The 25,180-nt window shown below is 44.6% G+C and carries 26 protein-coding genes and 1 riboswitch; of the genes, 22 read left to right on the top strand and 4 right to left on the bottom strand.

What is annotated here, in order from left to right; all coding sequences use genetic code 11:
- The first annotated feature begins 328 nt into the window (after positions 1–328).
- Entirely contained in the window at positions 329–694 is a 366-nt protein-coding gene (locus ACQCV8_RS07445) for a GNAT family N-acetyltransferase (protein ID WP_426843944.1), read from the top strand.
- A 1,017-nt stretch (positions 695–1,711) separates the two neighbouring features.
- On the opposite strand, the gene ACQCV8_RS07450 is transcribed toward ACQCV8_RS07445, so the two are convergent.
- Both ACQCV8_RS07450 and ACQCV8_RS07455 read right to left on the bottom strand, forming a co-directional pair.
- A complete protein-coding gene (locus ACQCV8_RS07450) occupies positions 1,712–2,275 on the bottom strand; it encodes a DUF309 domain-containing protein (protein ID WP_426843945.1) in 564 nt (187 codons plus the stop codon).
- Positions 2,276–2,354: 79 nt separating this feature from the next.
- Entirely contained in the window at positions 2,355–2,450 is a 96-nt protein-coding gene (locus tag ACQCV8_RS07455) for a YjcZ family sporulation protein (protein WP_211558873.1), read from the bottom strand.
- A 189-nt stretch (positions 2,451–2,639) separates the two neighbouring features.
- Here ACQCV8_RS07455 and ACQCV8_RS07460 point away from each other — a divergent pair, with 189 nt between their 5' ends.
- The 17 genes from ACQCV8_RS07460 to ACQCV8_RS07540 all read left to right on the top strand — a co-directional run bounded on the left by ACQCV8_RS07460 (position 2,640) and on the right by ACQCV8_RS07540 (position 18,749).
- Positions 2,640–3,395, top strand: a complete 756-nt coding sequence (locus tag ACQCV8_RS07460) for a segregation/condensation protein A (RefSeq protein WP_426844248.1) — start codon at positions 2,640–2,642, stop codon at positions 3,393–3,395.
- Positions 3,392–3,982 (top strand): SMC-Scp complex subunit ScpB, encoded by a 591-nt coding sequence (scpB, locus tag ACQCV8_RS07465; RefSeq protein ID WP_426843946.1) that lies wholly within the window; start codon positions 3,392–3,394, stop codon positions 3,980–3,982. The genes ACQCV8_RS07460 and scpB overlap by 4 nt, the downstream gene beginning before the upstream one ends.
- A 289-nt stretch (positions 3,983–4,271) precedes the next feature.
- Positions 4,272–4,760 carry a YpuI family protein gene (locus ACQCV8_RS07470; protein ID WP_426843948.1) on the top strand — a complete coding sequence of 163 codons (489 nt, stop codon included), beginning with the start codon at positions 4,272–4,274 and terminating at the stop codon, positions 4,758–4,760.
- Between the two features lie 209 nt (positions 4,761–4,969).
- Positions 4,970–6,127: a serine hydrolase gene (locus tag ACQCV8_RS07475; RefSeq protein WP_426843949.1), complete on the top strand. Its 1,158-nt coding sequence runs from the start codon at positions 4,970–4,972 to the stop codon at positions 6,125–6,127.
- The gene (locus tag ACQCV8_RS07480) at positions 6,120–6,713 is read left to right on the top strand and encodes a nucleoside recognition domain-containing protein (protein ID WP_426843950.1); all 594 of its coding nucleotides are present in this window, start codon (positions 6,120–6,122) and stop codon (positions 6,711–6,713) included. Before ACQCV8_RS07475 ends, ACQCV8_RS07480 begins: the two co-directional genes overlap by 8 nt.
- The gene (locus tag ACQCV8_RS07485; RefSeq protein WP_426843951.1) at positions 6,713–7,240 is read left to right on the top strand and encodes a spore maturation protein; all 528 of its coding nucleotides are present in this window, start codon (positions 6,713–6,715) and stop codon (positions 7,238–7,240) included. The genes ACQCV8_RS07480 and ACQCV8_RS07485 overlap by 1 nt, the downstream gene beginning before the upstream one ends.
- Before the next feature lie 161 nt (positions 7,241–7,401).
- Complete coding sequence (gene rluB / locus ACQCV8_RS07490) at positions 7,402–8,136, top strand: 23S rRNA pseudouridine(2605) synthase RluB (RefSeq protein ID WP_426843952.1); 735 nt, start codon at positions 7,402–7,404, stop codon at positions 8,134–8,136.
- Between the two features lie 441 nt (positions 8,137–8,577).
- Positions 8,578–9,099 (top strand): thiol-disulfide oxidoreductase ResA, encoded by a 522-nt coding sequence (resA, locus tag ACQCV8_RS07495; protein ID WP_426843953.1) that lies wholly within the window; start codon positions 8,578–8,580, stop codon positions 9,097–9,099.
- A gap of 18 nt (positions 9,100–9,117) precedes the next feature.
- Complete coding sequence (gene resB / locus ACQCV8_RS07500; RefSeq protein ID WP_426843954.1) at positions 9,118–10,782, top strand: cytochrome c biogenesis protein ResB; 1,665 nt, start codon at positions 9,118–9,120, stop codon at positions 10,780–10,782.
- Complete coding sequence (gene ccsB / locus ACQCV8_RS07505) at positions 10,769–11,944, top strand: c-type cytochrome biogenesis protein CcsB (RefSeq protein WP_426843955.1); 1,176 nt, start codon at positions 10,769–10,771, stop codon at positions 11,942–11,944. Before resB ends, ccsB begins: the two co-directional genes overlap by 14 nt.
- Positions 11,945–12,097: 153 nt before the next feature.
- Positions 12,098–12,811: a response regulator transcription factor gene (locus ACQCV8_RS07510; RefSeq protein ID WP_426844249.1), complete on the top strand. Its 714-nt coding sequence runs from the start codon at positions 12,098–12,100 to the stop codon at positions 12,809–12,811.
- Positions 12,808–14,628 (top strand): ATP-binding protein, encoded by a 1,821-nt coding sequence (locus ACQCV8_RS07515; protein WP_426843956.1) that lies wholly within the window; start codon positions 12,808–12,810, stop codon positions 14,626–14,628. The genes ACQCV8_RS07510 and ACQCV8_RS07515 overlap by 4 nt, the downstream gene beginning before the upstream one ends.
- The gene (locus ACQCV8_RS07520; protein ID WP_426844250.1) at positions 14,628–15,209 is read left to right on the top strand and encodes a cob(I)yrinic acid a,c-diamide adenosyltransferase; all 582 of its coding nucleotides are present in this window, start codon (positions 14,628–14,630) and stop codon (positions 15,207–15,209) included. Before ACQCV8_RS07515 ends, ACQCV8_RS07520 begins: the two co-directional genes overlap by 1 nt.
- 162 nt (positions 15,210–15,371) lie before the next feature.
- The gene (sigX, locus tag ACQCV8_RS07525) at positions 15,372–15,917 is read left to right on the top strand and encodes an RNA polymerase sigma factor SigX (protein ID WP_426843957.1); all 546 of its coding nucleotides are present in this window, start codon (positions 15,372–15,374) and stop codon (positions 15,915–15,917) included.
- Positions 15,898–17,163: a hypothetical protein gene (locus ACQCV8_RS07530; RefSeq protein WP_426843958.1), complete on the top strand. Its 1,266-nt coding sequence runs from the start codon at positions 15,898–15,900 to the stop codon at positions 17,161–17,163. The genes sigX and ACQCV8_RS07530 overlap by 20 nt, the downstream gene beginning before the upstream one ends.
- 105 nt (positions 17,164–17,268) lie before the next feature.
- Positions 17,269–18,081, top strand: a complete 813-nt coding sequence (locus ACQCV8_RS07535; RefSeq protein ID WP_426843960.1) for a histidinol-phosphatase — start codon at positions 17,269–17,271, stop codon at positions 18,079–18,081.
- A 404-nt stretch (positions 18,082–18,485) separates the two neighbouring features.
- Entirely contained in the window at positions 18,486–18,749 is a 264-nt protein-coding gene (locus tag ACQCV8_RS07540; RefSeq protein ID WP_426843961.1) for a DUF3986 family protein, read from the top strand.
- An 82-nt stretch (positions 18,750–18,831) separates the two neighbouring features.
- Here ACQCV8_RS07540 and serA read toward each other — a convergent pair whose 3' ends face one another.
- Positions 18,832–20,403, bottom strand: a complete 1,572-nt coding sequence (gene serA / locus ACQCV8_RS07545) for a phosphoglycerate dehydrogenase (RefSeq protein ID WP_426843962.1) — start codon at positions 20,401–20,403, stop codon at positions 18,832–18,834.
- Between the two features lie 197 nt (positions 20,404–20,600).
- A riboswitch (FMN riboswitch) is annotated at positions 20,601–20,734 on the top strand.
- Between the two features lie 140 nt (positions 20,735–20,874).
- Between serA and ACQCV8_RS07550 the strand changes: the two genes are divergently transcribed.
- Positions 20,875–21,459, top strand: coding sequence for an ECF transporter S component (locus tag ACQCV8_RS07550; protein WP_426843963.1), 585 nt, complete (start codon positions 20,875–20,877; stop codon positions 21,457–21,459).
- 103 nt (positions 21,460–21,562) lie between these two features.
- Here the strand turns inward: ACQCV8_RS07550 and ACQCV8_RS07555 are convergent, their stop codons facing one another.
- On the bottom strand, positions 21,563–21,811 hold the full coding sequence (locus tag ACQCV8_RS07555; protein ID WP_123917349.1) for a ferredoxin: 249 nt from the start codon (positions 21,809–21,811) through the stop codon (positions 21,563–21,565).
- Between the two features lie 270 nt (positions 21,812–22,081).
- Here ACQCV8_RS07555 and ACQCV8_RS07560 point away from each other — a divergent pair, with 270 nt between their 5' ends.
- Genes ACQCV8_RS07560 through ACQCV8_RS07570 form a run of 3 tightly spaced genes read left to right on the top strand, consistent with a single transcriptional unit; the run spans position 22,082 to position 25,178 of the window.
- Entirely contained in the window at positions 22,082–23,119 is a 1,038-nt protein-coding gene (locus ACQCV8_RS07560) for a helix-turn-helix domain-containing protein (protein WP_426843964.1), read from the top strand.
- A 6-nt stretch (positions 23,120–23,125) separates the two neighbouring features.
- On the top strand, positions 23,126–24,610 hold the full coding sequence (locus ACQCV8_RS07565) for a RecQ family ATP-dependent DNA helicase (protein ID WP_426843965.1): 1,485 nt from the start codon (positions 23,126–23,128) through the stop codon (positions 24,608–24,610).
- The gene (locus ACQCV8_RS07570; protein WP_426843966.1) at positions 24,591–25,178 is read left to right on the top strand and encodes a CPBP family intramembrane glutamic endopeptidase; all 588 of its coding nucleotides are present in this window, start codon (positions 24,591–24,593) and stop codon (positions 25,176–25,178) included. Before ACQCV8_RS07565 ends, ACQCV8_RS07570 begins: the two co-directional genes overlap by 20 nt.
- Positions 25,179–25,180 lie beyond the last annotated feature (2 nt).

The following is a 25,180-nucleotide window of genomic DNA, read 5'->3' on the forward strand; positions in this document are numbered from 1 at the left end:
TTTGGCGCATCCTTAACAAGCTAATGCTCCATTCAAAAAAGCAGGAAATCCTTAGAGGGATTAAGGAAAGGGGCTGGGCTAAAGGATAAATTGTTCAAAAAGTGTTTAAAATAGCTGGAAGTCTGTTTATAATATTAATTGGAGTAGTTTTATCATTAATATTTCATTATAAGATTTCTTAAATTGCTATCGCTCTTTTGTTTAGGCAATGTTAAAACTTTATGCTGCTTTGGCGCATGCCGGAATCGAAACCGGGATTCAGAAATCAGCGAGCCAGGCTTAACAAAGCTTTTACGAATGGGGCCATTTCGCTAATCGAGGGGTACTTATGCTAATTCGCTTTAAGAAAAGCTTTGAAAAGATTGCAATGGGACTTTTATCTTTCATGCCTGCAGAAAAAGAATTAAAAACCTTGCAGCAAACCATTAAAACATATGAAACTGAAAAAGACTGGCAGCTGTTTTTATGGAAGGAAGAAGAGGATATCATCGGTGCACTGGGTGTCCTTCTAAAAGAAAATGATGTAGTTCAAATTCAGCATGTAAGTGTAAATCCTTCTCATCGTCAGCAGGGAATCGGCAAGAAAATGGTCTTTGCACTAAAAGACATTTATAAGAATAAAACGTTGGTCCCGAATGAACAAACGGTTTCTTTTTTTGAAAAATGCCGTGAATCGGGACAGGAAGAACAGTAAAAGGCAGGCTGAAAAGTCTTGCTAAGAGTCAACCATGCAATGGAAAACCCCCGGTAACGGGGGTTTTCTTTATGCCGTTGAAGTGAAGCGAAACGAGGCCCATCCCCTGATTCGCAATTGCTGGGACTCCTGGAGCGCAACCGGTTTTTTGGGTTTTATGAGCGAAGGGTTGGGGCGCCAAATCTTATTGATGTCAGACAAGGATGGCAGACAATGTACCGAATCTCCTCCATGTCAGACAAGGATGTCAGTCAATGCATCAAATCTCCTCCATGTCAGACAAGGATGTCAGACAAACATCCGAATTTTCTCGATGTCAGACAAGGATGTCAGACAATGCACCAAATCACCTCGATGTCAGACAAGAATGTCAGACAAAGCAGCAAATCTCCACCATGTCAGACAAGGATGTCAGACAAAGCAGCAAATCTCCTCGATGTCAGACAAGGATGTCAGACAAAGCACCGAATCTCCTCGATGTCAGACAAGGATGTCAGACAAACATCCGAATTTTCTCGATGTCAGACAAGGATGTCAGACAATGCACCAAATCACCTCGATGTCAGACAAGAATGTCAGACAAAGCAGCAAATCTCCTCGATGTCAGACAAGGATGTCAGACAAAGCAGCAAATCTCCTCGATGTCAGACAAGGATGTCAGACAAGGATGTCAGACAATGCATCAATGTCAGACAAGGATGTCAGACAATGCATCAAATCTCCTCGATGTCAGACAAGGATGTCAGACAAAGCACCAAATTCCCTACATGTCAGACAAAACGTCAGACAAACCCCGAACCCCCACTTACCCAACAGCTATCGCATCCCGGGCTATCAGCATAAAAAAACCAGCCAGTCAGCTTCCTAAAATGGAAAGCTGACTGGCTGGATGTTCGTGCATCCAATTATCTCACTCTTTGTCTCTTCGCCTATTTCTTCTGGTATTGTATCCTTTTAACCCCTCTCGCAAAGGCGGGTTTCCATTAACCTTCCAGTCTGGGGTCCTGGCTATCGCTCTCACTCGTTTTTGTCAAAGAGTCTTCGGGACTCGACGTTTTTTTGGCCGGCTTCTTTTTTTAGCATCAGCTGATTCAGCCGTTCCTCAATTACTTCACTCCGGTCCCTTGTCCTATGCCGGTGAATAATGTCATCATTGTTCAAATCACTCAGAGATTGCCATTTCATTCCTTTGGAGGCGGCGCGGTGCCTGCATGCCTTTTCGAGCTCTGTGTCACCAATAGGCAGATGAAGGCTGCCGTATGGGTGTCTGCTTTGAATATCCAAAAGCCGGGTTTCAAGCAGGCTTTTTACTTCATTTTCAATCAGACCAAGCTTTAATAGCTTTCCAGGGCTGTCATTAAGGAAACGCAGTGAATTCTTTATCAGCCGCTCCGCCCCCTTAAAATTCCCGCGCCGATGATGGTACAATGCTACGGCAATCTGAATGAGGCTCACCCAGACGGGATCTCTTTCTGCTGGCGGTTTTTCCTTCCAGTATTCTTCTAAAATTTCATGGCACTCAAAATAGTCCCTGTCCCCGTGAAAATGAACAAGATAATCTATGTAGGCTTCAGGATACATTCCGATCACTCCAATTTTCTGTTAGGGAGATTGTATCATAAATGAAAAGAAAGCGCCTTTTCCAGGCGCTTTCCAGCAATTAGTACAACCAAGCTGCTCCTACAATAATCAATAAAATGAAAAGCACAACGATTAGTGCAAAGCCGCCGCCGTATCCGAATCCTTTATCACCCATTTTATATTTCCTCCTTCAAAATCATGCTGTTTTCATTCGTATCATATGTAAGGGCCCTGTAATTGTATGGGCATTCGCCCGGTTTAAAAGGAAAAATTGAAAATACTCTTCTGATTTTTATTGGACTATAAGGATGATTGTTCTATACTAAGGGATAGCGCAGTTTATAGAAGGATGTTGGTGAGTTTCATTTTGGAATATCAAGTAAAGACAGATGCGTTTGAAGGACCTTTGGACCTTCTTTTGCACTTAATTAACCGGCTGGAAATCGACATATACGATATTCCGGTTTCACAAATAACAGAGCAGTACTTGCTTTATGTTCATGCAATGAAAGAGCTGGAGCTGGATGTCGCGTCTGAATATCTCGTCATGGCAGCAACCCTTCTTTCCATAAAAAGCAAAATGCTTCTCCCGAAACAGGAGGAGGAGCTTTTCGACGAGGAGTTTGGGCTGGAGCCTGAAGAAGACCCGAGGGACGAGCTTATGAGAAGACTCATAGATTACCGGAAATATAAAGAAGCTGCGTCTGAGCTGAAAAGCCTTGAAGAGGAGAGAGCGCTCGTCTACACTAAAGCGCCAAGCGATTTAAGCGCATTTGCCCAGGAAGCTTCCCCCGAGAAGGCGCCTTTAGATATCTCGGTGTATGATATGCTGAGTGCTTTTCAGAAAGTACTGAGAAGAAAAAAACTTCAAAAACCGCTCCAGACCAGAATATCCAGGCAGGATATACCCATTGAAAAACGAATGAGCGAAATTTTGGAAGATCTCCGCATGAGGCCGGGAAGGCGCCATTTTATGGATTTGTTTCCTCTGGAGTCGAAGGAATACCTTGTCGTTACTTTTTTGGCTGTCTTGGAGTTAATGAAAACAAAATCCATTCAAATTGAGCAAGAAGGAAATTTTTCAGATTTGTATATAACAGGGAGTGGAAAAAGCCAGTGACAGGCATCATCGAGTGGAAATCAATTGCAGAAGCACTGCTTTTCGCAGCCGGAGACGAAGGACTGTCATTAAAGCAGCTTATGAATGTCCTGGAGATAGACGAGCCAGCAGTAAAAGACATTATGAGTGATCTTGCAGCCGATTATAAAAAGGCTGAACGAGGGATTGAAATGGCAGAGGTAGCGAATGTTTATCAGCTGACAACCAAGAAAGAACATGCTCCATACCTTAAGAAGCTTGTAGAAGCGCCGGGCAGCCAGTCCCTTTCGCAGGCAGCCTTGGAAACACTGGCTATCGTGGCTTATAAACAGCCGCTGACGCGCATTGAAATAGAAGAGGTGCGGGGCGTGAAAACGGAGCGCCCGCTTCAAACTCTGGTAGCTAAAGCCTTAATAAAAGAAGTAGGCAGAGCCGAAGGAACCGGGAGAGCCATCCTCTATGGCACAACAAGCGAGTTTCTGGAGTATTTTGGCATGAAGTCTCTTCAGGATCTCCCCCCACTGCCGGAGGGAGGAGAAGAACCTCTTCAGGAAGAAGCGGATTTGTTTTTTGAAAAGTTCAGTCAAACAATGGATGAAATAAAATAACCGGTAAACAATTCAGAAAATATGATACTATAAAATAGACATCAGCAGCACCTGACAAGCGTATCTCCTCTCAAACCGGGTATACATAATGAGAGGCTTGGTCCTGGAATAAGCCTGCCGGTTAGAAAACCATCATAAGGGTGACGGGAGAATGCCTTTCTCTTACCCGCTATAGTTCAAGTTAACGGTCCAGTAAAAAAGTTTAAAAGCATGAATGGATAAAGTGAAGGATAAGCCGGGAACACCAGTAGTCTGCCGAAACGAATGCTTTGAGAGGACGTGGGAAAACTTGGGTAACTCAATGGTAAAAGCGCAAACCGATGAAACGGCCGAATTTCTTAAATCAGTGGCAGGAAAATTATCTGCTCATTTAAATTCGGTAACCATTCAATCTATGCTTGAAGAAGAGCCTGGAAACCGTCAATTTTACGAAGAGCTGCTGAGTAACTTCCGAAGGCTGACCGTTTTTTGTGAGGAAGGTCTCGAAGCGTGCAGCATCATTACGCAGACCGAGCCGTTCAGAAAAGCAGCAGCTGAAAAAATCCTATACCGCGTGTATCACCAGTGCATCGAAGAATTTTTTCAGCCAAAGCATGACATTTGGTTCGAAGACAGCCGCTCCGCCTATACAGGCAAAAATTCGATCAAATTCAGACAGGAGGCTCCGCTGTCTGTCAAGCAGCTTGTTGCAGAGCTGGAAAGTCAGTTTCAGCAAATGCGTGAAGAGCTTGAGTATTACGAGACCGATTACCGCACAAAGATCATACAGTCCAGATAATGCTAAAGCAGCCTTTCACAAGGCTGCTTTTTTTCATGCCGGAGAACAAAACTCAATCGAACGAGCTGACCGGTTCCATTAAAGGCAACGTTAGGGGAATAGACCATTTCCTTAGCATAAACCAGAGCCGGCCTCCTTCGTTTCATCTGTCATAACTAATCCTCCACTGCATAAACTTGTACAAATATGGACAAGGGACGTGGAGGCGGATGAAAAGGATAAAAAAAATCGTGGCGGCTGTACTTATTTCAGCACTCATCATACCTGGATTTGCACGAGCTGAAGTGTCTAAAGAAGCGAATGTAAGCGCCAAAAGCGCGATACTGATAGAGCAGGAAACGGGCAGAATCCTGCTTTCAAAAAATGAACATGAAAAATTAAGGATAGCGAGCATTACCAAAATCATGACGGCCATCCTGGCGATAGAGTCCGGGCAATTGGATGATGAGGTGACGGTCAGTTCAAGAGCGGTTTATACGGAAGGTTCTTCCGTTTATTTACAGCCCGGCGAAAAGATTAAGCTGCGCGAACTTGTATACGGACTCATGCTGCGATCGGGAAATGATGCGGCTGTTGCGATTGCCGAGCATGTAGGGGGAAGTCTGGAAGGCTTTGTTTATAAAATGAATCAAAAGGCAGAGGAAATCGGAATGATCCATTCTGAATTTGCAAACCCCCATGGACTAGATGATCATGAAAATCATTATTCGACAGCGTATGATATGGCTTTGCTTATGAAGTATGCGATGAAAAGGCCTGAGTTTGCGGAGATTTCAGGAACGGAAGTCCATAAATCACCTAATCCTTCCGAAAAGTGGGACCGGGTTTGGAAAAACAAGAATAAACTTCTGACAAGTCTGTACGAATATTGTACGGGCGGGAAAACCGGATACACGAAACGCGCCAAAAGAACGCTTGTCACGACCGCTTCCAAAGACGGACTCAATCTCATCGCTGTTACAATTAACGCTGGAGATGACTGGAACGACCACATCAGCATGTACGAGCACGGCTTTAATGAATATGATCTTTATAAAATAAAAGGGAAGGGAGTGATCAAATCTCTTGATCATCCCTATTACCAGAACAAAGCATTTATCCAGAGGGATGTTTTTTATCCGCTAACAGAGGAAGAAAAGAAGTCGCTTCGCACAGAGGTCAATTTGCTGAAGCCGGAAAAAAGCTGGAAAGATCCCGAAAAAGCTCCCTCTCTGGTAGGGCGGATGAAAGTCATGGTTGGGGAGGAGCCAGTTTTGAATATTCCTATTTATTATGAAAACGGCCAAATGGAAAAACCCGAAGTATCCCTTTGGGAATCAGTGAAACGCCTCTTCTTCGCTTTGGCAGGGGCTGGAACGGATGGTTAACTATATATGGGTGGGCATGATTATCATTGGCATTGTGTTTGCCCTGTTTAACGGCACGATGGAACAGGTCAATGCCGCAATATTCAAGGGAGCAAGAGATGCGGTTACCATTTCGTTTGGGCTGATCAGTGTCTTAGTGTTTTGGCTCGGTCTCATGAAAATAGCAGAAAAAGCGGGGCTTCTGGAGGCTTTGGGAAGAATCTGCCGGCCTGCAGCTAAAAGGGTCTTTCCAGAAGTGCCTCCGGACCATCCGGCTATGGGTTATATCCTTTCCAACACAATGGCTAACATGTTTGGGCTTGGCAATGCCGCTACTCCGCTGGGAATCAAAGCAATGGAAGAACTGAAAAAATTAAATGGAGGAAAGGATTCTGCCAGCCGCTCGATGATCACATTCCTTGCGGTGAACACATCGAGTATTACATTAATTCCGACAACCGTTATAGCCGTAAGAATTTCCTATGGATCCGCTAATCCGGCGGATATCGTCATGCCGACTTTGCTGGCAACGATTATCTCAGCTGTTGGTGCATTGCTGATTGACCGCTATTTTTACCATAGGAGAAAGCGGAAGGGGGAAGATTGATGGAGTGGATCAGCCTTTTGTCTTTATGGCTCATCCCGCTGATCATCGCCTTTATTCTTTTATACGGAACCTTTAAAAAGGTTCAGACATACGAAGCGTTCGTCGAAGGCGGTAAAGAGGGGATTGAAATTTCTTTTTCTATTATTCCTTATTTGGTCGGCATGCTGGCTGCGATTACAATTTTCCGGGCTTCAGGAGCGATGGGGTATTTGCTTGATCTGATTAAACCTGCATTGGCGATGATTGGCGTTCCTCCGGATATTGTTCCTCTTGCTTTTATTCGTCCTATCTCCGGCACTGCAGCTCTTGGACTGACGACTGATCTGATCGCTACTAACGGGCCCGATTCCTTTATTGGCAGGCTTGCAGCTGTTATGCAGGGAAGCACCGATACAACCCTCTATATTTTAACGGTGTATTTTGGGGCTGTAGGGATAAAAAAAATGGGAGACGCGCTAAAGGTCGGACTTTTTGCAGATTTAATCGGTGTGATTGCATCCATCGTTATTGTCTCTCTGTTATTTTAGGCCTATTGCCTGCTGCAGCCGTTCATTGCTATGGAAAGAAGACCGGGATGCGGGCAGGCCGCATAAAAGCTTTAGTTAAGAAAACCCGTACATCAGGGTTTTTTTTAATGTGCTTGTTTAATGGAAAGGAAACAAGTAAGATGTACAAAGAGGTGAAAAGCATGGAACGATTGCAGAAGTTAATTGCTCACGCTGGTATTGCATCAAGACGTAATGCGGAGCAGCTGATAGTAGAAGGAAAAGTAACGGTTAATGGAAAAACCGTAAAGGAACTGGGTGTTAAAGTTTCAGGTAACGACCGGGTTGAAGTTAATGGAGTTCCTCTGGAGAAAGAGGTTCCCGTCTATCTTCTTTTATATAAGCCAAGAGGTGTCATTTCAGCAGCGCAGGATGATAAGGGAAGAAAAATTGTGACGGACTTTTTCCCTGAAATTAAAGAACGGATCTATCCGGTAGGCCGGCTGGATTACGATACTTCAGGGTTGATTTTGCTCACAAACGATGGAGAATTTGCGAACGTGCTTATGCACCCTCGCTATGAAATCGATAAAACCTATGTAGCAAAAGTAAAGGGGATCCCTCCAAAGGGGATTTTGAGAACGATGGAAAAAGGCATTAAACTCGAGGATGGCATGACTGCACCGGCAAAGGCGAAATTGCTTTCGCTTGATAAAAAGAAAAACACGAGCATCGTGGAACTGACGATTCATGAAGGCAAAAACCATCAAGTCCGGCGCATGTTCGAAGCAATGGGTCACCCTGTGTTAAAGCTAAAACGGGAAACGTATGCTTTTCTTGATTTGCGGGGGTTAAGCACCGGGGATTCAAGAGAACTTTCCCCGCATGAAGTAAAGCAGCTGCGTGCGCTGGCAGAAACAGGAAAAATAGGGTTTTAATACGACACAAACTGAAGGCTTATTGAAACGGGCAGCCTTCAAAACGGGGGAAGCGAGCGGGCAGTTCTCTTTCCTGTCCAGTACTCTTCCGGGAATTGGAGCAAAGAGGATTGGTGAAGAGTGTTCAGGGCTATTGCTCTGGGCATTTTTTTCAATATAGAGGGACAAAAGAGATGGAGTCTTCCTGTATCTGCTAGACCATGCCATCATCTTGGACTTGCTATTGCTATTGCAGCAGAAAATAACCTGAAGAGCTGGGTTCATGCAGCCAAAAGCATACAGGGTTCCATGTTTAACCTTCTGGCTTCTGTTTAGCGTATTCATACCCCAGTCACCCCCTTAAGGAATAGGATTTTTCACATAACCTTCAAACAAAAGATTTTGAGAGCGTTTTCGTAATGATATAATAATAGGAAATGGTTACATATTAGGGGAGTTAGGATGAAAAGAAGGCGTCTTTTTATGAGGGGGGCAATACTATTTCTGCTTCTTACGGCTTTGGCTTATACCCTTTATTCGAATTTTTTTGCGGATAAAGAGAGGGTGAAGGTTGGGAGCGAGGCTCCGGATTTTGTCGTGACGGACTTGAGCGGAGATCGGCGCCAGCTTTCTGATTACCGGGGCAAAGGAGTTTTGCTGAATTTTTGGGGAACGTGGTGTGAGCCATGCAAAAAAGAAATGCCGTATATGGACAATCAGTACCGTCATTACAAGGACCTCGGGGTAGAAATTCTGGCCGTCAATATTGCAGAATCTGATCTGGCCGTCAACAGCTTCGCAAAGCAGCATGGATTAAGCTTTCCGATTGGAATTGATAAGGACCGGCAAATACTCGATCAATATGGGGTTAAGCCGCTCCCTACTACGTTTTTAATTAACCAGGATGGAAAAGTGACCAGGATTGTCAAAGGGGAGCTGACGGAACGGAATATCAGAGACATGATGGAATCAATTAAACCATAGAGACAGGGAGTCATGCACATGAAAGAATTAAAGTGCGAGTGCGGACACGTCAATCCCCCCGGAACGCTGCTTTGTGAATCGTGCGGGAAGCAGCAGGCAGATTACAAGAATCCGGTTACGGACTCAGGGCCTCTCCTGGATATGCGGTATGACGGAAGTGCACGCCGTTCTCAAACTTACAGGAAAACAGTCATTGATAAAGTGTGGAACTTCTTTTCCTCAGTTAAGGTCGGGATATGGCTGATTGTTCTGGTATTGGCTGCCTCAGCGGTTGGAACGATTTTCACGCAGCTGGAGTATATCCCTTCGAATATTCTCCCAGAAGATTATTATAGGGAAGAGTTCGGGTTGCCTGGAGAAATCTATTATAATCTCGGACTTCACGACCTTTATGGTTCATGGTGGTATATTACGCTTGTGGCATGCCTCGGCATCTCACTTGTAATAGCCAGTCTGGACAGGGTCATCCCCCTTTACAGAACTCTAAACGTACAGGGTGTGACAAAAAATACGGCGTTTATGAAGAGACAGCGTTTGTATGGGGACCGGGTGCTTGATAAAGACAGTGATTTTGAAGCGTTTAAATCAAGACTTGAGAAAAAAAGGTATAAAGTGCGGACCGAGAACGGGAACTTGATGGCTGAGAAGGGGCGCTTCTCAAGATGGGGGCCTTACGTAAATCACGTCGGCCTTATCATCGTTTTAATCGGTGCCATGCTGAGGTTTGTTCCGGGGATGTATGTGGATGAAAACCTTTGGCTGAGAGAGGGACAGGTTGCGGCCATCCCGGGTACAGATGGCAGGTATTTTCTGAAAAACGAGAGGTTCATCATAGAAACCTATGAATCAAGTAAAGAAAAAGAGGTATTTAAAGAAGCCATTTCTGAAGCGGGAGAGGGAAGTGTGGCTAAAAATTTTCAAACTGACATCATTCTTTACGAACGAAGCGGAAATTCACTGCCTGGTGAAAAACCTGAGCTAAAAGAAGTAAAACAGGATTCAATCAGGGTAAATCAGCCACTGCAGTTTGATTCATTCGGGCTGTATCAAAACAGCTATTCCACAGGAGCGCTTAAAGAATTAACGTTTAACCTGGTTAATAAAGAAACAGAAAAATCCTTTGGCCCCATTACAGTGAACCTGGATGAACCAAAGCCGGAATATAATCTCGGGGAAGGCCATAGAGTGGAAATTCTAAGCTATCTGCCGGATTTTTTCATGAATGATGAAGGACGGCCGGATACAAAATCAAGGGCCCCGAATAACCCTGCCTTTGTATTTAATATGATTTCACCGGATAAGCCGGATGGGGAGGTAAGCTTTGTCGGCATTCAGATGAATTTGGAGCCGAACGGGGAAAACCTGATGTCCATGAAGTTTGCAGGTGTTGAGACCGTTAACCAATCGCTCCTGACTGTACGCAAAGATTTGACATTGTGGGTCATCGCATTGGGAGGTCTTATATTCATGATCGGGGTCTGTCAAGGCATGTACTGGAATCACCGGCGAATTTGGCTGAAGCGGGAAGGCGGTATGATCCTTATCGCAGCCCATACGAATAAAAACTGGTTTTCTCTCAAAAAGGAAATTGAGGATGCAGCTGAAGGAACTTCCATCCCGGCAGCATGGGATCAAAAAAACATTGAGGGTCGAAGTGGAGGGGTAGAGGTTGGCGGAAATTAGCAGCGGGCTGCTGTTTGCAGCATTCATATTATATCTTGTCGCAACGTTCCTGTTCGGAGGCTCAATCAGGGACAAAAGCAAGAACTCATCAGCACCTGACCGTTGGGCAAAAGCAGCGGTAATTGTAACAATTACTGGATTTTTGGCACAGCTTGGCTATTTTATAACGAGGTGGATCGCTTCAGGTCATGCACCTGTGAGCAATATGTACGAGTTCACGACCTTCTTTGGGATGATGCTCGTTCTCGCCTATATTATTATCTATTTTTTGTACAAAGTATCGATTTTGGGACTGTTCACACTTCCGATTGCCTTGCTGATTATCGCTTACGGAAGCATGTTTCCGGATAATGTCACTCCACTGATCCCCGCTTTGCAAAGTGAATGGCTTCACATTCATGTTACGACAGCCGCACTCGGACAGGCGATTCTTGCCTTAAGTTTTGTTGCAGGTCTCATTTATCTTTTAAAACACGTGGACCAATCGAAGCCTTCCAAAAAAACATTCTGGCTTGAAGCAATTATGTTTATCCTGATCTTAACTGTTGGCTATATTCTTGTGACGAGCGGATTCAGGGCTGCAAACTATGAAACAGAGTTTTCCTGGGTTGATAAAAGGGGAAAAGCGGATACAATGGTCTACAATCTTCCGGCTGTAGCCGGCCCGAATGAGTGGGAGCTCAAGACGGATGGTGCGATGGAGCCATTTTTCTCATTGCCTGCTATCATACACGGGAGCAAGTTTAATACGGTTATCTGGTCTTTGATGGCGGGAATCGTACTATATGGATCGTTCAGGCTGATTGCCAGAAAAAGAGTCTCAGCCGTCCTGCATCCTTTGACGAAAAGAGTCAGCCTGGATCTAACCGATGAAATCGGCTACCGGGCCGTTACGATCGGCTTTCCTGTTTTTACACTGGGAGCCTTGATTTTCGCCATGATTTGGGCACAGCTTGCCTGGAACAGATGGTGGGGATGGGACCCAAAAGAGGTTTGGGCTTTGATCACCTGGCTTTTCTATGCCGCTTATTTGCATTTAAGGCTCTCCAGAGGCTGGCACGGAGAGAGATCTGCCTGGCTTGCGGTTATCGGATTTGCCATCATTATGTTTAATCTCATTTTTGTTAACATGGTCATTGCCGGGCTTCATTCATACGCGTGATCAAACAAGGGGCCGGTTTGCTGGAAAACCAGTCCCCTTTATCTTTATCGGGTCAAAACAGCCTTTGCATTGCAGTTGCTGCCCTTTTATTTGTATGATAAGTGCATACATAAACGAACAGACCTATTAAGGAGGAAACGGATCATGGAAGAAATGGATAACGGAAAAATACTAATTGTGGATGATGAAGACCGAATCAGAAGGCTGTTGAAGATGTACCTTGAGAGAGAGGGCTATACGACCGAAGAGGCGGAAAACGGGGACGAAGCACTTGAGCTTGCACTTGCAAATGATTATGATCTGATTTTGCTCGATCTGATGATGCCCGGAATCGACGGGGTAGAAGTGTGCCGCCAGCTAAGGGAAAAGAAGGCGACACCTGTCATTATGCTGACAGCAAAAGGAGAAGAAGCCAACAGGGTACAGGGATTTGAAGTTGGCACAGACGATTACATCATTAAACCATTCAGTCCAAGGGAAGTTGTCCTGCGGGTAAAAGCCCTGCTTCGAAGGTCCTCATCCACAAGCTTCCTGAAAACTGAAACGAAAGCAAAAAACGTCATAGTTTTCCCGCATCTGACCATCGATCATGACGCACACCGGGTAACAGCCGATGGAAAAGAAGTAAGCTTGACCCCGAAAGAGTACGAGCTGCTCTATTTCCTGGCAAAAACTCCTGATAAAGTGTACGACCGGGAGCAGCTGCTTAAGGAAGTATGGCAATATGAGTTTTTCGGAGATCTCCGTACTGTCGATACTCATGTGAAGCGGCTGAGGGAAAAACTGAATAAAGTTTCGCAGGATGCAGCAAAAATGATTGTCACCGTATGGGGAGTAGGCTACAAGTTTGAGGTTGGCAATGAATGAGGCTTTGGCGGAGTGTAGTAGGCAAGCTTTGGGGCACCATTCTCCTGCTGGTAGCATTCGTTCTTCTTGTTCTCACCATTCTATGGTTTGAATTTATTGAGAACTACCAGACGAATCAGGCAGAGAGTGAGCTTTCTCAGCTTGCAGGAAAAATCTCAAGCATCCTTGAAAACCACGATGATATTCACGACTCTCCTGCACTAGCCCGTTCAATTGCATTAGAGCTTTCAGATGAGAAAACCGGAATTATGATTGTTGATGAAAACGGAAAGCCCTGGTATTCTTCCGAAGGAGCCAGCAGCAGCCAGCCGTATATCAGCCTTCAGACCATTAAGAATGACAGAGAACTGGCAGCTGTTTTAAATGGCAAGCAAGAGAGCATGAAAACCATAACAGCTGATGATAAGAACGGTCCGAAAAAAGAGAAGGTTCTCCTTCAGGGAGTGCCCTATCAATTATCGAATGGTAAACATGGAGCTGTGTTTGTTTCTCAGTCCCTGGCTGCAATCAGAGAAGCGGCAAGCAGTACGACCCGGTATACGTTTATCGGCGCTGCGGTCGGGCTGATCCTTACAACAATCTTTGCTTTTTTTCTCTCTACAAGGATCACGTATCCGCTCAGAAAAATGAGAGAAGCTGCCCTCGAATTGACAAAAGGCAAGTTTGATAAAAAAGTTCCGATTCTAACCGGAGATGAAATAGGGGAGCTTGCCGCTGCGTTCAATCAGATGGGAAGACAGCTCAAATATCATATCAATGCTTTAAATCAGGAAAAGGAACATTTGACCAGTATTTTGAGCAGTATGGCTGACGGTGTAATTACGCTTAATATTGATGGAACCATTCTCGTAACCAATCCTCCTGCTGAGCGATTTCTGCAAGCCTGGTATTATGAGCAGGAAATGAATATTAAGAGCGGGGAAGAACTTCCGCCGGCAGCGAAGGAGCTTTTTCAGAGGGTGGTTCACACTGAGAAAGAACAGGTAATTGAGATGACGCTGCAGGGCCGTTTCTGGGTTATGGTAATGGGCCCGCTTTATGATCAGGATTATGTTCGGGGAGCGGTAGCCGTTTTAAGAGATATGACAGAAGAACGGCGGCTTGATAAACTCAGAAAGGATTTTATCGCCAATGTAAGCCATGAACTGAGGACGCCGATTGCCCTGCTGCAGGGCTACAGTGAAGCGATTGTCGATGATATTGCAAGCTCGGATGAGGAGAAAAAGGAAATTTCCAAAGTCATATACGAAGAATCTCTCCGAATGGGGAGACTCGTCAATGAATTGCTAGACCTTGCAAGAATGGAAGCGGGCCATGTGACTCTCCGTTATGAGAGAGTTCAGGTTTCTGAACTGATTGCCAAGATATCACGTAAGTTCCAGGGAATGGCAAGGGAGAAATCCATCATTCTATCCTCTGCCGTCCATGTGGAGAACGACTGGTTCATTATGGACTCGGACAAGATCGAGCAAGTCCTGACCAACCTTGTCGACAATGCCATACGCCATACCGATGAAGGCGGAACGGTCACTTTTACGGTCCGTACAGCAGATAATGGGCTGAAAGTCGATGTGACAGACACTGGAACAGGCATTCCGGAGGAAGACCTTCCATTTGTATTTGAGCGGTTTTATAAAGCAGATAAAGCAAGGACAAGAGGCAGATCCGGCACCGGACTCGGTCTTGCTATAGCAAAGAATATTATAGAAGCTCATCACGGGACGATCACTGTCCACAGCAAAATTCATGAGGGAACCACGTTTACGTTTTATTTATCTAAGATTGACGAAAAGCTTATGGAAGGGAGTAAAGAATGATGAATTTATATACAAGAACCGGTGACAAAGGACAGACCAGTCTTATCGGAGGCCGGGTAGATAAGGATGACATCAGGGTGGAGGCATATGGAACGCTTGATGAATTGAATGCAATCACAGGTCAGGCGATGTCGCTGCTGGAAGATGATAAATACAGGGACATTTATCAGGAACTCGAAAAGATTCAGCATGAGCTGTTCGATTGTGGGGGAGACCTCGCCTCTGTGCTGAGTCCGGAAAAACGCAAAGATAAAGCATCTCCGGAAATGACCGGTTTTTTAGAAAAAAGAATTGATGAATATGTGAAGGAAGCTCCGGAGCTCGAGCGGTTTATCCTTCCGGGAGGGACTCAGGCAGCAGCCGTTATCCATCTCGCAAGAACGGTGGCCAGAAGAGCTGAACGGAGGATCGTCACGCTTCAGAAGCATTCTGAAGTGAATGAAAATATCCTTCAATATGTAAACAGGCTGTCCGACTACTTTTTTGCCGTAGCCAGAGTCATTAATTACCGCTCTGGAACGAAAGATGTAGAATATGAGAGAAGTGCCATCGTGTTTGGAAGAAAAAATAAAGAATCGTAAATTTTTGTGAAAAAGGAAGGAATCACCTTCCTTTTTTTTTGTGTTCGAAGGTATAATTTCTATTAAGCCTGCAGTTTGCTTAAGGCAGGTCAGAAAAAAAGGACTGTATCTGTAACCTTTGAAAAGTCTGATACGACTAAGCAGATGAACGGAGGGGTTTCCATGGAAGAAGCCTTCCAGACTTTATATGAAAACTATCATCAGGATCTATTTCAATTCCTGTTTTATATGGTGAAAGACCGCGAACAGGCAGAAGACCTTGTTCAAGAGGTTTATATACGCGTACTGAAATCCTATGAAAAATTCGAAGGCAGAAGCTCTGAAAAGACGTGGCTGTTTTCAATCGCCAGGCACGTGGCCATCGACTGGTTTCGAAAGCAGAAAACGATTAAGCAGCGCCTGATTGAGAAATTTGACTGGGATCAGAATCAAGTGAGGGACGAGTCTCCGCTGCCGGATGAGATTGCTCTCCAAAACGAGCAAGTTCAGTGGATTTATCAGTCTCTGGATGCATGTACAATCGATCAGAAAAGTGTAGTGATTATGAGATACATACAAGGCTATTCCATTCAGGAAACAGCCCGGGCACTGAAATGGTCGGAAAGCAAAGTGAAAACAACTCAGCACAGAGCGATAAAAGCTTTGAAGAAAAGCATGGCTCATCTCAGCGGGAAGGAGGGAGCAGAGCATGAAAAGGTCCGAGTATAATGATGAACAGCTGCAGGAACTGCTGTCACAGCTTCCCACTCTAAAAGATAAGCGGTCCCGTGAGGAAATTTACAGAGGATTAGCCAGAAGCCGTTCGGCAAGACATAAAAAAATATGGATCGGGCCTCTATTGGCGAGCTTCGCCGCACTATTGATCCTTACACTGATTTCCCCGTTCTGGCTGGAAGAATTGGGCACCACGCCAGAGGGGAACAGTGTGAAAGAAAACATAGCACTGGATCTGCCTGAACCGGATCAGGCACCTGCGGAATCTGCAGAAGAACGGCCGGCTGCACAGCCGGAGGAGGAGTCACAGGCACCTGCTCCAAGAGAAAAGATGACCGATCAAACAGAATCCCCGGACACACCTCCCGAGGAAAAAAACCAGACAGAAGCAGCAAAGGAAGAAGCAGTGCCTGAAGACGATGCTCCCGAAAATGACGGGGAGACGGTGACCTATTTAGCGGAAGAAAGCAAGCAGGAGCAATCATTGGTAATGGCTTACTCGGATCCTAATGTAAGGTATACGATTCCTGTAACCCTTGTCTCTGAAAATGGACCGGTTTCAGCCGGTCAGTACGGCGGGATGGTGACCGCCTTTCAAGAGGATAAACTTGGATTAACCAACTACTTTGAAAATATTGAAATCAGAGAATCAGAAAGTCCCGAAATAATTGAAATTCATATGGATGAATCACGAGAGCTCGAAAGCTCATCAGAAGCGCATTTTGCTGAAATGATTAAAGAATCCTTCAGCGGCAAGGGATTTGAAAAAGCCAGGCTTTTTACCGGAAAAAAACCGGGAATCGAGATGGGGCCGCTTGGCCTTGTTGAAGAACTGGATCTCAAGAAGAGGGAAAAAAAAGCTTTTTATAAATATGTATCAAAAAACAGCCAGCCTCTTTTTGTTTATTCAGAAGAATCCTATTCCACGGTTAGTGAAGCTTTCCAAAATATGTACCGTGACCAGGACGAAACCCTTCTTTCTATTATTCCCGAGGGGGTATCTATTGAATCCGTTAAAGAAAAAGGAAAAGAACTTATTCTTACATTTAAACCTGCTGATATGAAAAATGATGAAGAATTTATTTTTATGCTGGAAGGCCTGCTTCTCACAGCGAAAGAATTTGGTTTTGAAACCGTAACATTCCGGGATGCGAAAGCAGAAAAAATTGGGAAAATTGAGATGAATAAACCGGTAAAGGTCCCTTTTGGACCTAACCCGGTCCCTGTTGAAAATAAATAAGGGCAGAAAATGCCCTTCCTTGTAAATTGTCGAAAAATTTCATCGTTTCCCTTAACTCTCTTGCTTTAATATGATAAAGTTTAACTAGATAAGGGAGGGATATTTATGCTTACCGACTACCATAATCATCTAGAACGCGGGACGCTTTCGCTGGAATATTTGAAGGAATTTACAGATGAAGCGAAGCGTAAAAACATTGACCATTTTGGAATTTCCGAGCATGCCTATCACTTTTATCAGACAGCAGATATCCTGAGCAATTCATGGGTGGAAGAGAGACGGTATTATGATATGAAGGATTACACGGCTCTTTTCAGTCAGGCTGAAAAAGCAGGCATCGATGTTAAAATGTCGATTGAAATGGATTACACCCCCGGTAAGCACAAAGAAATGGAGCGGTTTATCCGGCAGTATGACTTTGATTATGTGATTGGTTCAATTCACTGGATCGGCGGCTTTGGCATTGACCTGAAGGAATTTATCCATGAATGGGATAAAAGAGACGTCTATGATACATATAAAAAGTATTTTGATCAGGTAGTGACGCTGGCGGAATCCAATCTGTTCGATATTGTCGGGCACCTGGACCTGGTAAAGATCTTTAACTACATTCCTGAAAACGAAGAATTCCTGCTGGAGCAATATGAAAGAGCAGCGGAGGCTCTGTCCAAAAGCAAGACTTGCGTGGAAATTAGTACGGCCGGTTTAAGAAAACCAACCGGGGAGCTGTATCCAGATGAGAGGCTGCTGAAAATGTGCTATCAGAAAGGGGTTCCGATCGTCCTGTCTTCAGATGCCCATATTCCAGGGGATGTGGGTGCAGACTATGGTCAAGCTGTTTCTTTGGCCAGAAAAACAGGGTATGAAACCATTATGACTTTTTCGAAGGGAGAAAGAAAAGCAGTTCCCCTTGGATAATAGAGAGGTTTCCTTAAAAAGGCTATGTAAAAACCGGCCTTAGATCAACCCACAAGATAAACTTATTGATAGAAGTATGGAAAATCATGCTGAGAGAAAATATTGGAATGGAAACCCTCGGGATGCTCAAGGCATTCCGGGGATTTTCGTTGTGAATGTCGTTTATGCTGCTTCACCCCAAGCTTTTGAGCCGAAAGAAGACTCCCAGCCCCGCCGGCTGCTGAACAGCCCGGAAAGAAAATCAGCCAGAACAAACCAAAAAAAAAAAGCATTAAAACGGACTTTCTTATGGTTTAATAATGCAAGGTGCTGAAGGGGCAAAGCCTGCAGCGGTAGTAGCGCTTGAAAATAGCAGCGAGCCCTTCAAACGCACACTGCAGTAACAATGAGATGAGGGGTTAGATGTGTTATATGATGACCGGTACCATCTGCACGTAGGTTATTATGAAAACGGGGAGGATTTTGAGGCAATTGCTTATAAACGTCAATCACAAGAAACGTGGGACATTTTCTTTGATTTCGAGCAGTACGGTTTGAGTAAGCCGATTCTAAGGACCCGGCTTAAAGACGGTGCCATGTGGATCTTCTCCATTGATAAGGACGAGCTTAATAGTCACTATGGAGCTGAAAAATTTAAACAGTGGCTCTCGGCTCAAAGATTGATTTAAAAAACAGGGAAGCCTCTCATGAACAGGCTTCCCTAAAAGAATTATAGGTTAATTGTGGAACAAATCCATCCGCACGATTGATTCAGAGCTCAATGGCATGGATAAACACAATTTCCTCAAGCTCAGAAAGCGCACCTAAAATGGCTTGGTCGAGCGGCCTGTCAAACGAAAGCATCATGATCGCTTCGCCGCCTTTTTCTTTTCGCCCCACCTGCATGGTTGCAATGTTTACAGCGTGATTCCCTAATATTCTTCCAACATTTCCAATTACTCCGGGAACATCGGTATGCTGAATGTAGAGCAGGTGGCCTGATGGGTTAAAGTCGATGGAAAATCCGTTAACAGCTACGATCCGTTCTCCAAAATGCGGAATCACGGTTCCCTTTATTTCAGAAGTCCGCTGCTCCCCTTGAATGGAAACGGTGATGCTGTTGGAATATCCGGAGTTACGGCCGGATACTTTTTCAATAAACTGTATGCCTCTCTCCCTGGCAAGCACTCCGGCGTTCACCGTATTTATGTTGATATCCATTCGCTGTTTCAGAAAGGAAGCAATCATGCTTTTGGTTACATATGAAGATTCAATTTCAGCTGCTTTTCCTTCATATTCAATAGTGATGCTCTGAACCGGCTCTTTCATATACTGGGACATAAAAGACCCAATCTTTTGAGCAAGAGAATCAAAAGGCGCTACTTCCTGGTACTCTTCATCAGACATAGCGGGAAGATTGATGGAAGTCGTAACCTGTTTGCCCTGGATAAAAAGAAGAACCTCTTTAGATACTTGATAGGCGACATTCAGCTGCGCTTCTTTCGTTGATGCTCCAAGATGGGGAGTTGCGATCACCTGGTCAAATTCAAGAAGACGGGTGTGTTCAGGGGGCTCTACCTCAAAAACGTCGAGTGCTACTCCCCGGACATGCCCATTTTCAAGATGTGCACATAGCGCGCTCTCATCAATGATACCGCCGCGAGCGCAATTGATCAGATAGACCCCTTTCTTCGTCTTCGCAATCATTTCATCATTCAGCAGTCCTTTTGTCTCTTTCGTCAGCGGGGTATGTACCGTTATGATATCCGCGTTTGACAGGAGCTCTTCAAAATCATGCTTTTCTACTCCGATTTTCTCGGAACGCTCCTTTGTCAAAAACGGGTCGAATACAGCTACTCTCATTCCAAAAGCTTTCGCTCGTTTTGCAAGCTCAGTCCCGATCCTTCCAAGACCTACAATTCCAAGCATTTTGCCGTGCAGCTCACTTCCGACGAATGAAGAACGTTTCCATTCCCTGTTTTTCACTGACATATTGGCCTGGGGGATATGCCTGACAAGGGAGGCGATCATGGCAAAGGTGTGTTCTGCAGTAGAAATGGTATTCCCATCAGGTGCATTGATTACAATAATGCCTCTTCGGGTGGCCTGCTCGACATCAATATTATCTACCCCGACTCCGGCTCTGGCCACAATTTTCAAATTAGGCATAGTGTTCATCAATTCTTCCGTAACCTTCGTGGCGCTCCGGACAAAGAGAGCGTCATAGCTTGATAAGTCAGTCTCCTCTTGAACATTCTTCTGAACGATCTCAATATTTTCCGCTTCTAGCAGCGGTTCAAGCCCGTCTTTGCTGATTGGATCTGAAACAAGAACTCTGAACATCAAACATCCCTCCAGTCAATTTTGTTAGATAATTTATCATATTGAGAATAGTTTAACAATAGTATTCAGTGCGGTAAAGGGTGAAAGCGGTTACTTGACTAATAATTTTTTTAATGAGGTAAAAGGTGGATATAAATGCATTTTTCTATACAAAAAGCCAAATACCCTATATAATTACTTGGAATACAAAATAATAGATCATTCTTCGGGGCAGGGTGGAATTCCCTACCGGCGGTGATAGGGCAAATGTCCTTAAGCCCGCGAGCCTGTAAGGGCAGGATCTGGTGCGATTCCAGAGCCGACAGTATAGTCTGGATGGGAGAAGATGGTGGCTAAGCGCTGAAAAGATCCTTTTTCTGCGTTTCTTCGGAATGCACATCAACTCCTTCTGCCAGCATGGCAGAGGGTTTTTTGGCAGATCGGGACAGCCCTTCTTTTCAAGAGACCGATCATGAAAAGGAGAGAACAGCTATGCTACAAAGCAGCATTAGAAAAAGAGTTATTACAGCCGTATTGAGCAGCATCGCCTATTTGCTGATGATGCTCGAAATTCCCTATCCGGGAAGTGTTTTTTTGAAATTTGATTTCAGTGATCTTCCAGCGCTCGCGGCTCTTATTTTATTTGGACCGGGTTCGGCCCTGACTGTCGAAGCGCTTAAGAATGTGCTTCATTATTTAATCCAGGGAAGCGGTACAGGCGTGCCGATTGGCGAAGCAGCAAACTTTGTTTCAGCTGCCGTTCTAATTTTGCCATTGTGGTTAATATATAAAAGAAACCAAACGTTAAAAGGCCTCCTGCTTGGACTTGGTGCAGGTACGGCTGCAATGGCCCTGATCATGTCCATATTTAATTATTATGTGATTTTACCGGCCTACACATTTTTCCTTGGAATGGAACAAATGAACACAGAACAAATTTATCAATTTATTGTATTGGGAATTCTCCCGTTTAACCTGATTAAAGGGATTCTGATCTCGGTAATCTTTACAATGGTTTATATAAGAATGAAAGCATGGTTTGAGCAAAAATCGGTTCAAGCCGGCAGAAGCATTTAAATTACCACCACTTAATTTCCTTGCGAAAATTTGAAGTGGGGTCTGCTCGCCTGAACCCATAAAAAATACCCCCTGCCTGCAAGGCCGGGGGTATTTTTTTGGGCTATTCAAATTTCAATGCATCGCCTTCGAATGGCTCGTCTGCCACTTTGATGGAATCCGTCGGGCAGCCTTCATAGGCATCCATCATATCTTCTTCAAGCACTTCTGGAATCTCAACAATTCCCTGGTTTTCATCAAGGGTTACGAATGCAATCCCTTCATCATCATAATCGTAAATGTCGGGTGCAGCTGCACCGCATGCACCGCAGGCAATGCAAGTGTCTTTATCAACGATTGTATACTTAGCCATATAAAAAAACCTCCTGATCATTCTTAGGACTGAACGGATGAATGTACAAATTTAATCTTTCCCGCTTGGTGTAAAGTCCTTAACTTATACCTATTGTATAGATGTTGTTTGAACTTTTCAATAAAAAAATCCACTGAGAATGCTTATCATAACAACGTTTCTAGTTCTTACCGTACCCTTTTAGTGAGGCTTTAAACATCTGTCTCCTGTGAAAAATCTGTTAAAATAAAAACAGATGGATTAGCTTATGAAAAGTGCTGGTGATTCGTAATGACTGTATCAGGATATTCTTATCTTTCTCTCCTGTGCCTGGACCGTTTTAAAGGAGAACGTTCTTTCTCGGCGATTTTCCATCTTTTAAGAGGGAAAAAGACCTCCCAAACCCTTCAGGATATACAGCTCTTCAGCCTGTCCAATTTTTTCTCCCTATTTCCGCAGATCAGCAGAGAGACTGTTGAGGAGGCCTGTAAGCACCTCGAGTCTCAAAACTACATTGACCGGGAAGGAAAACTGACGGCGGAAGGTGGCAATGTGCTGAGCTCGTTAAAGAAAGATATGCCGATGCCATTGCATCTGGACAGCTGGAAGCATGGAAAGGAAGCAAGAAAAGCATGGGAGAAGCTTTCACTATTGGTACAAACAGCCACTCATTTTGCTGATGGAAAAAACCGTTTTCTGCCGGTTACCTCAAATGAAGAAGCACAGAAGTGGGTTAAAGGATGCTTAAAACAGGCGGAATGGAGCAGAAGCGGACTGGCTCAGAACGTGTTCCGGGATTTACATAAGTTTTTATCAGACCAGCCTGATTGGATGTCGGAGCTTTTTGTTTTTCGGCTAACCTCTCCAGGCCGTGCCGGTTTAACCTATCTTCAGCTGGAGGAGAGGCTTGACCGCGATGCGGTGTATCTGGAAGTATGCTTCTGGAGTATGATGCACCAGCTTTTAGAACAATCGGCCGAGTATGAATTTTCCGTTCTTTCAAATCTGAAAAACGGCAATACTGACTCTCTTCCTCTTACGCAATCGGCCCGGCAAACGTATCGTCTGCTCATGCAGGGTATGGACAGGGAGTCGGCAGGGAAGGTCAGGAATTTAAAGCAAAGCACCATTGAAGATCACATTGTAGAAATAGCGATGCATGATCATCGGTTTGATTTCAGCCCTTACTTTCTCCCGGAGGAAAAGGAGGAAATCATTCAGGCGATTCATGTGCTGCAAACAAGACAGCTGAAAAAAATTAAAGAGTATCTGGATCATAAATATACATATTTTCAAATACGGCTTGGAATGGCTGCGGCAAGGAGGTAACCGGATTTGGGAGAAGCAAAGGCTGCGCTGAAAAAGTATTTTGGCTTTGATTCCTTTCGTGAAGGACAATGTGAGATTATCGAAGATTTGCTGAAAGGACGGGACACCATCGCGATGCTGCCTACGGGTGGAGGAAAGTCTATGTGCTATCAGCTTCCCGGCTATATAAAAGATGGATCGGTCATCATTGTAACCCCTCTGCTTGCACTGATGGAGGACCAGGTGGCCCAGCTGAAAATGGCAGGTGAGAAAAAGGCTGTTGCCCTGAACAGCTTTTTAACCCTTCATGAGAGAAGTACAGTTCTTGATCATCTATCCGAATATCGTTTTATCTTCCTCTCACCTGAAAGTTTAAGAAACAGCAGGGTCATGTCTGCATTAAAATCCGTAAACGTTTCTCTGTTTGCTGTGGATGAAGCCCATTGTATCTCTCAGTGGGGTCATGATTTTCGCCCTGACTATTCGATGATCGGAAAAGCGAGGGCGCAATTGAACAAGGCACCCTGTCTTGCAATGACGGCCACGGCGACTATAGAGGTAATCCGCGACATCAAAGAATCTCTGCAAATGGAAAATGCGGAACATCATTTATACTCTGTTAACAGACCGAATATTTCATTGGCTGTAAAGAAGATGAGTGGACTAAACGAAAAGCTTGAAGAACTGGTGTCTCTCGCAGGCCATCTAAAAGGACCGGGCCTGATCTATTGCGCCGGGCGGCAATGGACTGAAAAGACAGCCGCTTATTTAAAGGATCATGGACTTACCAGAACCGCTTATTATCATGGGGGCATGGAAAATGAGCAGCGGATGCTGATCCAGCAGCAGTTTCTCAACGGACAGCTTGACTTGGTGTGCTGTACAAATGCTTTTGGAATGGGTGTAAACAAGAATGATATCCGGTTTGTCCTTCATTTCCATATGCCGGCCAGGATGGATTCATATATGCAGGAGATCGGAAGGGCCGGACGTGATGGCCTGCCCGCTATTGCGGTTACTCTATTTGATTCAGCGGATATTCAGCTCCCTTTATTTATGATAGAGAGAGAATTTCCAGAGCGGGAAGACATTCGCGCATATTTGAGATCTCTGGCGAAAGATAGCCCATACCGGCTCGAGCTGGAAGAGACGCATCAGCGGTTTATCGATCATTATGCCACAAGTCTGCATGGGGTTGACGCGGAAGAAAAAACAGAAGCTATATGGAAAAAGATCCAGCAGCGCCAGCAAATTAAGTCCGAAAAGCTGAAGGATATGGTAAAATGGTATTCGACAGATGGTTGCAGAAGAAGCGGAATTCTGGCACATTTCGGTGAAAAAAGTGATTCCCCTGCTTTCACACGCTATTGCTGTGACTACTGCGGGATGGAAGAAAGCAGCTATTACGGAAATACCGGTCATTCTCCAAGTATCAATGAAGCGATGGATTGGGAAAACGAACTTAAAACGATGTTTAAAGTGAGTGAACCTCTTGTTCAAAAATCAAATTGATCTGATCCATAGTCTGACCGACCGGCAAATGATCCAACAGCTTTATATGACACAAACCGTACTAGCCGCTGCAGGACTGGCAGGGTCCTGGCTGTTCTTGGGGGATGTTCTGGCTCCTGCAGAAAAGCTTTCTGTCACACTGCCGGCTCTATTATCAGGCATAGGTCTTGCTGGATTGGCTGTTGCTGCTGACTATGCGGTAACGAATAAGGTGCCTGCTGGATGGTACGATGATGGAGGCGTAAATGAAAAGCTGTTTAGAAGCTGTTCCATTCCTCACATCGCTCTTATGGCAGCTATTATCGCGTTCACGGAAGAGTGGCTGTTCAGAGGAGTGCTGCAGAATGAATTTGGTTTGCTCGCTGCCAGCCTCACCTTTTCTATTCTTCACTTGCGTTATTTGACTAAACCGCTGTTGTTTGCAATGGTAACTGCTGTAAGCCTGCTTATCGGTCTGCTATATGAAATGACAGATAATCTCTTTGCCGTCATGACAGCTCACTTTCTTATTGATTTCATTTTTGGCATTCAAATAAGAGTAAAGTATGTAAATCGAGGTGAAACCTGACC

The sequence above is a fragment of the Metabacillus sp. 84 genome (assembly GCF_050107715.1).
Lineage (GTDB): Bacteria > Bacillota > Bacilli > Bacillales > Bacillaceae > Metabacillus_B.

Bases quoted from the DNA above. Each gene is read 5' to 3' on its own strand.
- ACQCV8_RS07445 (WP_426843944.1), top strand. From the start codon at position 329: ATGCTAATTCGCTTTAAGAAAAGCTTTGAAAAGATTGCAATGGGACTT.
- ACQCV8_RS07450 (WP_426843945.1), bottom strand. From the start codon at position 2,275: ATGTATCCTGAAGCCTACATAGATTATCTTGTTCATTTTCACGGGGAC.
- ACQCV8_RS07455 (WP_211558873.1), bottom strand. From the start codon at position 2,450: ATGGGTGATAAAGGATTCGGATACGGCGGCGGCTTTGCACTAATCGTT.
- ACQCV8_RS07475 (WP_426843949.1), top strand. From the start codon at position 4,970: ATGAAAAGGATAAAAAAAATCGTGGCGGCTGTACTTATTTCAGCACTC.
- ACQCV8_RS07480 (WP_426843950.1), top strand. From the start codon at position 6,120: ATGGTTAACTATATATGGGTGGGCATGATTATCATTGGCATTGTGTTT.
- ACQCV8_RS07485 (WP_426843951.1), top strand. From the start codon at position 6,713: ATGGAGTGGATCAGCCTTTTGTCTTTATGGCTCATCCCGCTGATCATC.
- rluB (WP_426843952.1), top strand. From the start codon at position 7,402: ATGGAACGATTGCAGAAGTTAATTGCTCACGCTGGTATTGCATCAAGA.
- resA (WP_426843953.1), top strand. From the start codon at position 8,578: ATGAAAAGAAGGCGTCTTTTTATGAGGGGGGCAATACTATTTCTGCTT.
- resB (WP_426843954.1), top strand. From the start codon at position 9,118: ATGAAAGAATTAAAGTGCGAGTGCGGACACGTCAATCCCCCCGGAACG.
- ACQCV8_RS07510 (WP_426844249.1), top strand. From the start codon at position 12,098: ATGGATAACGGAAAAATACTAATTGTGGATGATGAAGACCGAATCAGA.
- ACQCV8_RS07515 (WP_426843956.1), top strand. From the start codon at position 12,808: ATGAGGCTTTGGCGGAGTGTAGTAGGCAAGCTTTGGGGCACCATTCTC.
- ACQCV8_RS07520 (WP_426844250.1), top strand. From the start codon at position 14,628: ATGAATTTATATACAAGAACCGGTGACAAAGGACAGACCAGTCTTATC.
- sigX (WP_426843957.1), top strand. From the start codon at position 15,372: ATGGAAGAAGCCTTCCAGACTTTATATGAAAACTATCATCAGGATCTA.
- ACQCV8_RS07530 (WP_426843958.1), top strand. From the start codon at position 15,898: ATGAAAAGGTCCGAGTATAATGATGAACAGCTGCAGGAACTGCTGTCA.
- ACQCV8_RS07535 (WP_426843960.1), top strand. From the start codon at position 17,269: ATGCTTACCGACTACCATAATCATCTAGAACGCGGGACGCTTTCGCTG.
- serA (WP_426843962.1), bottom strand. From the start codon at position 20,403: ATGTTCAGAGTTCTTGTTTCAGATCCAATCAGCAAAGACGGGCTTGAA.
- ACQCV8_RS07550 (WP_426843963.1), top strand. From the start codon at position 20,875: ATGCTACAAAGCAGCATTAGAAAAAGAGTTATTACAGCCGTATTGAGC.
- ACQCV8_RS07555 (WP_123917349.1), bottom strand. From the start codon at position 21,811: ATGGCTAAGTATACAATCGTTGATAAAGACACTTGCATTGCCTGCGGT.
- ACQCV8_RS07560 (WP_426843964.1), top strand. From the start codon at position 22,082: ATGACTGTATCAGGATATTCTTATCTTTCTCTCCTGTGCCTGGACCGT.